The organism is Bradyrhizobium sp. LeoA1Lang (genome assembly GCF_055413685.1).
The window spans coordinates 1-435 of sequence record NZ_JBVAPG010000519.1; the positions used below are offsets into that span (position 1 = coordinate 1).

A 435-nucleotide genomic window follows, 5' to 3' on the forward strand; every position below is an offset into this window, starting at 1 on the left:
GGCTTCTCATAGTTAGCAAGCAGTTGATCCAGCAGTTCAGGTGTAATCGTCGTGTCGGTCGTCATGTGAGTCTCCTCGGTAAGGTAAACTCACAGAAACCTGCTTACACATTCTTTCTGACACCCTCTCGGTCCCGGCCGTCGGCCCGATCGTGGCGCTGACCTATGCCAGTGCGATCGACGATCCGGGACGGTTCACATCATCGAAGCAGGTGGGCGCCCATTTCGGCTTGACGCCGAAGAAGCATCAGTCCGGCGAGACCGACTACACCGGCCGGATCAGCAAGATCGGCGACGGCGCGGTGCGCACGGCGCTCTACGAGGCCGCCCACATCATGCTGACCAAGCCGGTCAAGGGCTGTGCGCAATTGAAGAGCTGGGCGATGCGGATCGCCCGGCGCGCCGGCATGAGCAAGGCCAAGGTGGCGCTCGCGCG

Annotated in this window: 1 pseudogene; it reads left to right on the forward strand. The window is 61.8% G+C overall.

What is annotated here, in order from left to right:
* Nucleotides 1-124: 124 nt before the first annotated feature.
* A pseudogene (locus ACZYOF_RS44370) lies at nt 125-435 on the forward strand (transposase); the annotation flags it as partial.